Origin of the sequence: Viridibacillus arenosi, from assembly GCF_001955655.1 — a bacterium.
Taxonomy (GTDB): Bacteria; Bacillota; Bacilli; order Bacillales_A; family Planococcaceae; genus Viridibacillus; species Viridibacillus arenosi.
The window spans coordinates 1-11,006 of the sequence record NZ_MSPW01000023.1; the positions used below are offsets into that span (position 1 = coordinate 1).

General features: G+C 32.1%; 12 protein-coding genes and 1 pseudogene. 3 read left to right on the plus strand and 10 right to left on the minus strand.

Annotated elements, in window-relative coordinates; all coding sequences use genetic code 11:
- Positions 1-421: 421 nt before the first annotated feature.
- From BK137_RS21145 to BK137_RS21155, 3 genes are all read right to left on the minus strand, one after another.
- Entirely contained in the window at positions 422-1,372 is a 951-nt protein-coding gene (locus BK137_RS21145) for a DNA/RNA non-specific endonuclease (protein WP_038191282.1), read from the minus strand.
- 256 nt (positions 1,373-1,628) lie between these two features.
- Positions 1,629-1,916: a TIGR04104 family putative zinc finger protein gene (locus BK137_RS23050; RefSeq protein ID WP_038191280.1), complete on the minus strand. Its 288-nt coding sequence runs from the start codon at positions 1,914-1,916 to the stop codon at positions 1,629-1,631.
- Between the two features lie 183 nt (positions 1,917-2,099).
- Positions 2,100-2,330, minus strand: coding sequence for a hypothetical protein (locus BK137_RS21155; protein WP_038191278.1), 231 nt, complete (start codon positions 2,328-2,330; stop codon positions 2,100-2,102).
- A gap of 216 nt (positions 2,331-2,546) precedes the next feature.
- Here BK137_RS21155 and BK137_RS21160 point away from each other — a divergent pair, with 216 nt between their 5' ends.
- Complete coding sequence (locus BK137_RS21160; protein ID WP_235175789.1) at positions 2,547-2,717, plus strand: hypothetical protein; 171 nt, start codon at positions 2,547-2,549, stop codon at positions 2,715-2,717.
- Between the two features lie 250 nt (positions 2,718-2,967).
- Here the strand turns inward: BK137_RS21160 and BK137_RS21165 are convergent, their stop codons facing one another.
- The 7 genes and pseudogenes from BK137_RS21165 to BK137_RS21200 form a co-directional block, all read right to left on the minus strand.
- Positions 2,968-3,555: a histidine phosphatase family protein gene (locus BK137_RS21165; RefSeq protein WP_038191276.1), complete on the minus strand. Its 588-nt coding sequence runs from the start codon at positions 3,553-3,555 to the stop codon at positions 2,968-2,970.
- Positions 3,556-3,726: 171 nt separating this feature from the next.
- The gene (locus tag BK137_RS21175; RefSeq protein ID WP_038191272.1) at positions 3,727-5,124 is read right to left on the minus strand and encodes a HAMP domain-containing sensor histidine kinase; all 1,398 of its coding nucleotides are present in this window, start codon (positions 5,122-5,124) and stop codon (positions 3,727-3,729) included.
- A complete protein-coding gene (locus tag BK137_RS21180; RefSeq protein WP_038191270.1) occupies positions 5,109-5,804 on the minus strand; it encodes a response regulator transcription factor in 696 nt (231 codons plus the stop codon). The genes BK137_RS21175 and BK137_RS21180 overlap by 16 nt, the downstream gene beginning before the upstream one ends.
- Positions 5,797-6,498, minus strand: a complete 702-nt coding sequence (locus BK137_RS21185) for a BsaG family lantibiotic immunity ABC transporter permease subunit (RefSeq protein ID WP_038191268.1) — start codon at positions 6,496-6,498, stop codon at positions 5,797-5,799. The genes BK137_RS21180 and BK137_RS21185 overlap by 8 nt, the downstream gene beginning before the upstream one ends.
- Entirely contained in the window at positions 6,495-7,247 is a 753-nt protein-coding gene (locus BK137_RS21190; protein WP_038191266.1) for a lantibiotic immunity ABC transporter MutE/EpiE family permease subunit, read from the minus strand. The genes BK137_RS21185 and BK137_RS21190 overlap by 4 nt, the downstream gene beginning before the upstream one ends.
- A 2-nt stretch (positions 7,248-7,249) precedes the next feature.
- Positions 7,250-7,954, minus strand: a complete 705-nt coding sequence (locus tag BK137_RS21195; protein ID WP_038191258.1) for a lantibiotic protection ABC transporter ATP-binding subunit — start codon at positions 7,952-7,954, stop codon at positions 7,250-7,252.
- A 296-nt stretch (positions 7,955-8,250) separates the two neighbouring features.
- Positions 8,251-8,779: pseudogene (locus BK137_RS21200) on the minus strand (zinc-binding dehydrogenase); the annotation flags it as partial.
- 416 nt (positions 8,780-9,195) lie between these two features.
- Here BK137_RS21200 and BK137_RS21205 point away from each other — a divergent pair.
- Positions 9,196-9,825: a LysE family translocator gene (locus BK137_RS21205; RefSeq protein ID WP_038191256.1), complete on the plus strand. Its 630-nt coding sequence runs from the start codon at positions 9,196-9,198 to the stop codon at positions 9,823-9,825.
- 423 nt (positions 9,826-10,248) lie between these two features.
- Positions 10,249-10,641, plus strand: coding sequence for a hypothetical protein (locus BK137_RS21210; protein WP_038191254.1), 393 nt, complete (start codon positions 10,249-10,251; stop codon positions 10,639-10,641).
- Positions 10,642-11,006: the final 365 nt, after the last annotated feature.

An 11,006-nucleotide genomic window follows, 5' to 3' on the forward strand; every position in this document is an offset into this window, starting at 1 on the left:
ACTATGTACAGTTCATCATGCCCACTCATTACTCCCCTCCTTTTCAGTTATAAGACCTTTAACAACGAAAAAAGTTAACACTTAAAATGAAATTCCCCTTAAAAATTTACAAAATAAAAAGCATGATCCATTAGAATCATACTAGAATATGATAATTCGCTGTTTAACTTAATGTCATTTTATTAAAACAATCTACTTTCGTCTTCGGAAATTTAGAATTCCAAAGTATGCTACGTCAAAAATTTCACTATATAACAATCTGGCCCGATTGTTCAACTAACCTGCCCCCTTAGTTCAATAAAGAAAAAAGAGCTGTATATGCAACTCAATGATCTTCAAGTAAAGCACTTGTTAGTGAGTACAGACACCCACGAGGAAACTGTTCTTTCGTTCATTTATTTTGCCTCAAAGTTCTAGGGGCTTACTCACCTACCATACCGTCCTTATCATTATCTTGCATATATGGGTATAACCAATGATCACTCGTTATTGGCATACTAAAACCTGCTGCTTTTGCTTCTTTAATCGTCACCTGTCCATTACCGTTTGTATCAACACTTGAAATATCTTCAGTGCCATTCGACTTATTAGAACTAGTTGACTTATTTGAGTTAGTTGATTTACTTTCAGTTAAGCCTAGAGATTTATTTATCTCATCAGGGTTGCCGTTATCAAACTCATCTACAATCTTATTCCCTTTTAAAGTGTAAGTGTACTTATAATGAGAAGGAATATGCGTTTCCGTATTAGGATATGTGATAATTGCTTCAAAATTAGTAGCTCCACCAGCTTTACGAATGGCATCTTCCATATATGCTTGATCACCATGTCGATTAAGCGTACTTTCTTGTGGAGTAATATTGTAAGCATTGGATACCCCCCCGAGAGAATCTGCAATGATATGTCCTTCATCTAAATCTGAACTTTCTACACCAGGAACTTTTGCTTCATCATTGTAGTATCTGCCAGACGATGTTACAGGTTCGTTATCGTCATCTTGTAGAACGATTTCGTCAGCAATGACACGGATTACTTGGCCATATTCGTTGGTGAAAGAATAGTACTTACGGTTCCCAAAACCAATGTCAACGACGGCGTTAGGTTCGCGATGTCCTGACAAATCACCACCATCAACTTCAATAAATTTGTATCCTGCGAACTTGTCATTTTTTGATTGGGTTGGTGTTTCCTCTATTACTGGCTCATCATCCGTAGTGATTGTTTCTTCTTTTCCATTATTATTTGTATTAACTGTGGTTACTTCTTGTGAATCTGTTTCTTTATCTGCAACGGATGCATCTTCTACGTTAGTACAACCAACTATAAAGATGGCAGTTAAAAGTAAGATTAAATAGTTTATTTTCTTTTTCATTTTAGGACTCCTTATAGTATTTTTTACTGTTCATTCTAGAGCTCTTTGAATAAAACATAAATTAACATTGTTAACCTATTTATAATAGTATATTACAATATTAATTTTATTAGAGTAGATAATTAGTTCGAAGTATGTAGTATTAAATTCCAATAAAGATTAGTAGAATCCAATGCATTATATTTTTCAAATATAAAATTTAGTATGCAACTCAATGATCTTCAAGTAAAGCACCCGTTAGCTTAAGTACATTAGTTCACAAAGACTTCTTAAAAGTAACAAGAAAAGGTGCCAACAAAGAACCAATTATAAAAATAAAAATAGCTATGCCAAGTATCACAAGACCATTGCTAAAAGGGGGCAGGGAATAACCAAAAATGAGCATTGGAAGAATAGTGAATGAGACAAAGATTAATCTGCTTGGTATTGTTATCTTATGCGTTGTATCGCATTCGTTACATTTGATCGGTTTATAATTCCTCCAAAAGGATTTATAGATTTCACTCCAACTAAAATGTGCATTGCATTTCTCGCATTTTTGCAAAGCTAATCACCTCCATTATAATTTTTAAATCTTCTTAGCGTTGATTTATTAACCTGCACCGTTAGCACAAAGAGAAAAAAAGAGCTGCATTGCAACTCAATGTTCTTCAAGTAAAGCACCCGTTACTTTAAGTACATTTCTTCACATTGTCTATAAAGTAAAATACATCTTTTGATTTTGTTACTATTTTTTCTTATTTGATAGTATATAAACACATACAAGTAGAACTGCAATGATTGAAGTGATTATAGAATATCTAAAAATATTAAAGAAAAACTCTGGATAAGGTGTTACAACAAATGAAGTCATCCCCTCTACATCAGTTGTGCTTTCTTCTATTTTCATAAAAACTACTAATAAGAAGAAAGAAACAACAAATGAATATATCCCTGTTTTCACTAAGATTTTCTCCATTTAAAAACCCCCTAAATAATGCACTTGGTTCAATAGAGGAAGTTGAACAAACTACGTTTAAGTTATTGTTTCTTTCAATTTTACTAAACCTTACCATATTTATACTAATATAGCTTATTAAACTAAACTGCTCCATTAGTTTAAGTACATTCTTTCACAATCTCAACCTTCCCTCCTACTCGGGTCAACGCAAAAGAATTACTGGCTTCACTGGATATGCAATCTTATAATCGCTGGGGCATTGTACGTAAAACACATGGAGTCATGGCAGACGATGAAATTTGGATTCGTTTTAAAGGTGAAACACTCACCCATCGAGATGTCTGCTTACGTAAAGATCTATATTATCCTGAGGAACCCAATTATTTTGAAGCTAATAAGTATTAACAGAGGCTCTGAGCCAAGCACTCTCATACTACCTTATTTCATTAGAAACAAGATGAATAACTTAAAGATCTTCAACTACAGAAGTAAGATATTTAGTAAAACAAAAAGGAGAGGGATATAAATTTTATCAAGACCTAATTTTTAAAAAAATAGAAAAATTAAAGGGTTCTACATATTAGATATGACTAATATGTAGAACCCTTTCTTCTTTTACTAAAGCCCCCGTTAGTTCAATAACAAAAATTATTTTTTATTGGTTAACACCAATATTTACACCCCATAGTCTTTGAACATTCACTAGTTCCTGTTCATTGAATTCCATTCTATAAATATCAGGTTTTGATGTGCTATGTAAAAAATTCAAGTCATAAGTGCTATCGAAATGTCCCATCATCAAGGTCATAACTGCCCCGTGAGTACCTATCACTACTTTTTTATCTCTAAAGGTATCTAATAGTTCTTTTAAGACTTTGATAGCTCTTTTTTGACAATCAGCATTTGATTCTCCTCCCTCTAAAGAGAAATTTGTTTCGGAAAATGACTTCTCCAAAAGTGGAAACAATTCCTTATCAGATACTCTATTGTCTTCAGAAGAAAATATCCTCTCCTTTAAATCTTCAAACACTAAAACTTTTCGCCCTATTTGTTGAGCTAACTTTTCAACAGTTAAAATTGAGCGTACGTATGGACTTGAAACAACTGCATCAACTTCTTCATCTTTCATTATGTCAGTTACTCGTTGAGCATCTAAATAACCTTTTTCGGTTAATCCTCTTGTTCTTTCATTTCCTTCTTTTGGCGACTCACCGTGTCTCACCATATAAACAAATGTACTCATACTATATTTTCCCCCAATGATAAATGTATTGTATTCATCCTTTTGTGAAATATTGAAAATAATGAAGAATAAAGAAGCCTAATTCCTCCTTCTTTTAGAGAGAAATTAGGCTTCCGTATAGGATCTGTAGATTTATAACTTTTTAAGTTTACATACTTAAAAAGGGAAAGATTACTTATACGGAATATTAAATTCAATACGTGCCCCCGATAACACTAAGGGATCTACAACTTCAATGTTTCCGTATAGTTCATCAACAAGTTTTTTAGTAATAAACAAACCTAAACCAGCGTTACCCAACGAATTAGATCTTGATCTATCTTCCCTAAAGTGTTTGGAAAACACCAAATCACGGTGTTCCTTTTCTATTCCCACTCCCGAATCCTCAATGGCGAAATGAATGTAATTGCCTTTTTCATTAACAAAAAAACGAATTTTTCCATTTTCCGGCGTATATTGAATAGCATTGGCAAAAAGATTCTCTAAGATTCGATTGACCTTTAGGTAAGGAATTTCCACGTGATTATTTATTTTCAAATTATGCTCATATTGAATATTTTTCTTTTCCATTAAGTGAATAAAATCATTTTCCACGTCTTTGATTAATTCATCAATAGATGTAACATCATAAATCAGTGTTGGATCCTTGATATTACTTGCTTGTCCCATACTTTCTAATATATTATTTACCTTTAAGACGTTTCTATTTATAATATCTATCTGTAATTGTTGATTAGGTGTTAAATCGTCCACATTATTTAACATTTCAGTACTTAAAGCAATGAGTGTAGCAGGTGTTTTTAGATCGTGTGACAAGCTAGACATCATAACTGCCCACTCTGAGTCGTGTTGCCAATTTTTATATAAGGACTTCTTTAGTTCTCCTTGCATTTGTCTAAATGACTGTGTTAATTCGCCAATTTCATTATTACTATTATAACTAAGGTTAAATTCCAAATTTTTATTTTTAATCATAATCGACGCATTTAATAACTCCTCCAAAGGAGCTTTTACGGAATAATAAAGCTTATTAATAAAGGATCTCGAAAATATAATGAAATAAATAATCGGTGATATTAAAGTGATACTTATTAACCCAAACATAATATAGCGAGAAACAGAATGCCGACTTTTTATCTGATAAGAATAAACCCAAAGTCCTTTAATTTGATTTTCAATTACTATTGGCTGGACGAGATGATAGTAATCTTTGTAAAAATGAGCACTATTAAACATATCAACAACATTTACTCCCTGAAATAAACCACTGAAATTTTCACTACCATCAATAAACTCACCATTGGGGCTAAATTTGTTTAGGATGATATCATTCTTTTTCAAATTCCTTTTCATCTCATTGAATTTAGACGACTTCATATATTCGGATGGATGATCCGTCATGCTTTTGCTCTGTTTATGAACTAGTTTTTCACTATTATTAGCTGTCCGTTCAATAGTTGCAAAAATAACCAAAATTGAAATAATAATTGTAAATACACTCATTATAATAGTCCATATTATGCTTTTGATATATAACCTTCTTATATCCTTGATTATTGACTGTTCCATTGGTACCCTATTCCCCAAACTGTTTGTAGATAATTTTCAGGAAAACCGGCAGACAATAATTTACTTCTTATATTTTTAATATGCTCCACTACAGAACTTGCATCTCCTTGTCCATCAATTCCACTTATACGCTCATATATATGTTCTTTGGTAAAAACCTGCTTTGGCGATGAAAGCAACAAGACCAATAAATCAAATTCTTTTTTAGTAAAGGGGATCACCTTTTTATTATGCATAATCTCTCGTGAAGTTATATCAACAACTAGGTCGTCAATCAATATTTTTTTTCGTTTACTTTCATCATGTTTTTGCAGAAGACGTTCTCTCATTTTAAATAAGGCTTCAACCTTATATGTTAACAGCTTCAAGGAGAAAGGTTTAGATATAAAGTCATCTCCTCCTAAAGAAAATGCCTTCATCTTATTCATATAATCTGAAGCAGCACTAATGAATATTATTGGGCAAATTACTTGATTACGAATTTGTTTGCACACTTCTAATCCATCATACCCTGGCATCATGATATCCAGCAGAATTAAGTCAACATCTGCTTCTGCTTTATCAATCGCTTCTATGCCATCTTTTGCTTCCGAAACTATATACCCCTTGGAAGTCAGATGAAGCGAGAGTATCTGTCTCATATCTTCTTCGTCTTCCGCAATCAATATTTTCTTATTCACTAATTGTCCTCCCCTCCCATTTATTAAACCATATTACAAATGCTACGAATAAAATCACACTCACACTAGTATATAGCCCCCACACCAAAGTGGAATATCCATAGTCACCAATGGTTAGCAGATGTAAATATCTTGTGCCATACAGTAAAGGTATGTACTGCCATATGGAATCCCCTAAACTGTTTGCACCAAAATAGATAATAAATATACTGAAAAAGATTCCCATACCGAGACATACACTTGTATTTATTTTTATTGCTATGAACCATAAAATAATTATAACAGGTAAAGAAAATATCGTTGTTAAAATTGAATATAATAAAATATCCCCTGTGAAATGATTACCAATAAGCATCCATAATGGTATGCAACTAACTAATGTACTGAACATAACCGAACCTAAACTTACCAAGATTAAATCCGTACTCCACTCTTTTCTGCTTCGCAACTGTAAAAGGTGATTGAAGTGTCCTATCTGTTCTTCGTATCTAACATACAGACTTATCATGAGCGAAATACCAAATGGTATTGCACTATTAAAATAGACCGTATAGTCAACGAATATATGGTTTAGAGAATCATACCTCTCAAGATATAAATATAAGCTAACACCATATATAATAGGAGCTAAAATCATTATAAGAAACCAAAAGGATTTTGCCATTTTATAAAGCATAACATTTAAATATTTCATATATACATCTTCCTTTTAAAAATTTTATTGGATAACCACATTAAAATTAGGAAATATACCACACTAACTCCCATAGCTATAGCTAAAACATGAAAGTCTGGTACTAAATTGAAGTTTTCAATGGGTGTACCATTAGGATGGATTCCCATTGTTTCCGCTGGTACCCTTAACATACTTCCACCAGGAAGAACCCAAAAATAAGATTTTAAAGCGATAAACACTGAGCCGACGGCACCAATCAGGTTTATTAGAGTCGTCATAAGTACACCGATATACTTGCTTACAATTAAACTGAAAGGAATTAATGGTAAAGCAACAATCATTATGAACGCTGTTGTCATAATTACTTGGGGTATGATTGGCAATTCATTATATATTAGCAATGAACCCAATATAGACGCAGCAGCTATCAATACTGCCGAGATACATTGGTAAATTAAAATTACAACAACTTTAGAAAAAAACATTTTGGATAAAGATATGTTGTTTGACAAAACGTTTTTATAATCACCAATTTTTTTCTCTTGATTAATATTCATCCCACATGCCATAGCCAAACCCACAGGCAGGAAAAATATAGGCCAAAGATTATAAATAATTGTTAAAAAAACATTTGTAGACGGCTGTTGCTCCGCATATATATTTGAAAAAATAGCAAAGGCTAGAAAGAAAATTGGAATAGCTAAAAGTAATTTCTTCGATAAAGATGATTTCATTTTTAATAATTCAGCTTGAATAAAATTAGACATACTTATACGTCCTTTCTAATGCCTGAAGTAATTTCAAAGAACAAGTCTTCAAGGCTATCTTGGTGATTAAATTTATTTTGATATTCCAACTTGCCATTATGAATAATACCAATGGTATCTGATAAGATTTGTATTTCATTTAAAATATGACTAGAAATCATGGTTGTAACACCATCTTTCTTTAACTCGTTCAAAAGGTGTCTTAATTCTCTTATTCCTGCCGGATCTAATCCATTTGCTGGTTCATCCAAAACTAGAAATACTGGTTTTTTTATTAAAGCTAGAGCAATTCCTAACCTTTGTTTCATTCCTAAAGAGAACTCTTTTGTCTTTTTCTTACCTGTATTAGAAAGATTTACTTTTTTTAAAACTTCACTAATTTCCTCAAAAGGAATACCTTCCTGTAAACAAAAGATTTTTAAATTGTCGTACGCACTTAGATTGCCATATATAGCAGGACCTTCTATGAGTGATCCAATCTTTTTTAAATCATCTCTTTTCCACTTATCACCCTCAAATAGCACTTCACCATTTGTTTTTTGGAAAATTCCACTTATTATTTTCATTAGTGTGGATTTACCAGCACCGTTTAGTCCGAGAAGACCATAAATTTCTCCATAATTCACATGCAGGTTTATGTCTGACAGCACTTTTTCGTTTTTGAATTTCTTTTCTAAATGTCTTGTTTCTAAAATGTAATTAGCCATTATTACAACCCCTTATCTTTATTTAATACAAGTATAGAAAATAAATATCAAGAAACTATAAGGAATGTATTTTTAATATGGACAAATAAGAAATGACTTATCATTTTTCAGTTAAGCTCAAATTTCAGCATGAAAAAAATCCATCTTGAAAAGATTGATCAAAATGGATTTTAATTCTGAAATTATATATGACTTTAAATAAGTCCTATTTTCGAGTATGTTATTCAGATTCTGCAATACAAAACGCATTTCTTTATTCCAGATATGCGCCCTTTAACGGAATAAGCAGCTCTTCCATTTGTTAAAATCACCTTGCCTTGATGTCCATCCGAAGATTCACCAATCCGAATGGCTTCACTTATTTCCGATAAGTTGTAATATGATTCAGGTCTCATCAGCCTTATTTTTTTATCTCTAATCAATGTAATTAAGTGGTTAAATGTCTCCTGCCATTCATTTGCTGAGACTCTTTTATTCCAATGCCGTAAATGAAATAATTTTGCATTCACTTTTGTCTCATTTGTAATCTCGGCCAAATCCACTTGGATTCCTGATAAAAGACCTAAAGTTAAGAAAGCACCTTTAGAACGAACGCAAAATGCTAAGTCGTTACCATCTGGTCCTCCAATTGAATCAATAGTTGCATCGACTCCATCCCCACCAGTCAAAGGTATTAATCACACAAGAAGCACAGAGCTTTAGTAAATCCTTTGAATATTTATCATTCCGGGTTATCGCAATTAATCGGAAGCCCAGAACTTTTGATAACTGAGCAAAAATGTGTCCAATAGCTGAACCGCAAGCATTGACCAAAAGGACATCATTTAAATCCTTTTCATTTACTGATCCTATATCATAAAATTGAATATTCATTTTTTGCACCTCAAATTTTATGGTTACTATTACTTTAAATAAGTTCTTTACACTATAGAAGTATCCTTTAAATTTAGCAGCATTTTCTTCCCTTCTTGAACTAACCTGCCCCGTTAGTTCAAGAAGAAAAAGGCTCTACTCCTTATTGAAGTAAAGCACCCGTTAGTTTAAGTGCGATTCTTCACAAATTCTTAGATATTCACAATTAAAAGCGGCTTACACCATATTTATTAATCCTCAAAATGTTCAGTAGATCACTCATCATTTTAAACTTTTTTTCGCTGATCCATCTAAAAAAAGCTTTTATTTTTCTTTCATTTACTTTAACATCGATAAGGGCACCCCAAAAAAAGAGATAGAGGTGCTAAATGTACGGTATTATTAATTATGAAATGTTTTTATTAACTGGGATTTTATTGAATCTAATCCCTGGTGCGGACACTATGTATATTGTTGGTAGAAGTATTTCACAAGGTAGAAGAGCTGGTATTTATTCTGTGTTTGGTATTATTACTGGCTCCTTAGTTCATACGTTATTAGTTTCTTTTGGTTTATCACTCATACTTACAAAATCTATTGTATTATTTAATACCATTAAGATTATTGGTGTTATCTATCTCGTTTATTTAGGAATTAAAATGATACTTGATAAATCAAACATAGGTTTTGAAGCGTCATCAACTAAATTAAACTTAAGAAGAATTTATATACAAGGACTTTTAACAAGTCTAACGAATCCCAAAGTTTCGTTATTTTTTATTGCTTTTCTTCCGCAGTTTATAGATGTTAAAGCATCAGGTCCTATTCCTTTCTTAATATTAGGGCTTACTTTTACTACAACTGGACTACTGTGGTGTTTATTTGTTGCTTATTTCTCTTCTTACATTACTAAAAAACTAAGAGGAAACCAAAAGGTGGGAATAGTCCTGAATAAGATAACAGGAATGCTATTTATTTGTATGGGATTAAAGCTACTTCAAACTAAAGCTCCCCATTAAACTTGTAAAATAAAACAATGCCCCCAAATAAAAAGTCCTTTCAAATATGAAGGGACTTTTTCTTAATTAATATTAGTTCTTTTACTGCACAATATCTTTCAGATATTCATTCAATGTAGTGATAAAATTTAAAATTCCGCATTGGTATATCTGTTTAAAGTAACCTTTTTCTTCAAGTAAAGTACTCGATTGCTGAAGAAAGTTCTAGAATTTTAATATGAAATTACTTCTTGAATCTGGTCATGAATATTTCCCTTACTTAACCCTCCGTGGTAACAAACTTGCTGTTAGTCTCACTAACTCTTAAGAGTTAGGCAAGTTTCCTGTTTGTATAGACAGCCCATGTCATAAGAGTTTTCTTTCCTTATGACAAAAGGTGTATAATAGTATGAAGAAATTTTATATTATCGGAGGGTAATGAAAATGAAGATTTTGTTTGATGAAACATACACTTCAAATGACGGAAAGCGAACAAGCAGGAATATTTGGTATGGATATGCTGATATATCTGATGTTGGTGAGTATGGAAAAAACATTAAGCTTAATGAAGATTTTATGGATAATTTATGCGAAATAATAAAAAATGACTTATCTAAGAATGCAGCAAATGCCCCTACTGAAACTAACTGGTATTTCTATGGAAGTGCTGTAACTCAGGACGCTATTGGAGACAATATCCGTCCGACAATTATGGTTCGTGAGCGATCTGACGAGTTTATTACTAATTTTAATATCAGTGACCACGATTTTGCTGTAAATATTGATGCTATTCTGTTGTTTAAGGCGGATTTTGAAAAACGTTTAGCGCGTCATTGATGAGTAATATCAGTATAAGCATTTTCAAACTTTGAGGGGATGATTTCATAATGAATTCATTCTCCTTTTTCATGTGGGGTGAGTATTTTTGTGTGGAGGATAAGGACTTTTAAAAATACAGATAGTGAATAATTACACTTAAATTAAACTGCCCCGTTAGTTTAAGTACATTCTTTCACAATCTCAATATTGATAGTAACAAAAATTCCCAATATTAAATCAAGCTTTTTTACAAATCTACACTTTATTCAGGTTCAACTCGAGCGAAAACCGCTTTATCTTCATTTCTTCCTTCTAATTTGCTCGATTTTCAGTCGTTTTTGCGTTAATCCTTCTTTAAGTTCCAATATATCACAACAAAAAAA

Excerpts from the sequence above, each read along its gene's own strand:
- BK137_RS21145 (WP_038191282.1), bottom strand. The coding sequence starts at position 1,372 with ATGAAAAAGAAAATAAACTATTTAATCTTACTTTTAACTGCCATCTTT.
- BK137_RS21155 (WP_038191278.1), bottom strand. The coding sequence starts at position 2,330 with ATGGAGAAAATCTTAGTGAAAACAGGGATATATTCATTTGTTGTTTCT.
- BK137_RS21160 (WP_235175789.1), top strand. The coding sequence starts at position 2,547 with ATGCAATCTTATAATCGCTGGGGCATTGTACGTAAAACACATGGAGTC.
- BK137_RS21165 (WP_038191276.1), bottom strand. The coding sequence starts at position 3,555 with ATGAGTACATTTGTTTATATGGTGAGACACGGTGAGTCGCCAAAAGAA.
- BK137_RS21175 (WP_038191272.1), bottom strand. The coding sequence starts at position 5,124 with ATGGAACAGTCAATAATCAAGGATATAAGAAGGTTATATATCAAAAGC.
- BK137_RS21185 (WP_038191268.1), bottom strand. The coding sequence starts at position 6,498 with ATGAAATATTTAAATGTTATGCTTTATAAAATGGCAAAATCCTTTTGG.
- BK137_RS21190 (WP_038191266.1), bottom strand. The coding sequence starts at position 7,247 with ATGTCTAATTTTATTCAAGCTGAATTATTAAAAATGAAATCATCTTTA.
- BK137_RS21195 (WP_038191258.1), bottom strand. The coding sequence starts at position 7,954 with ATGGCTAATTACATTTTAGAAACAAGACATTTAGAAAAGAAATTCAAA.
- BK137_RS21205 (WP_038191256.1), top strand. The coding sequence starts at position 9,196 with ATGTACGGTATTATTAATTATGAAATGTTTTTATTAACTGGGATTTTA.
- BK137_RS21210 (WP_038191254.1), top strand. The coding sequence starts at position 10,249 with ATGAAGATTTTGTTTGATGAAACATACACTTCAAATGACGGAAAGCGA.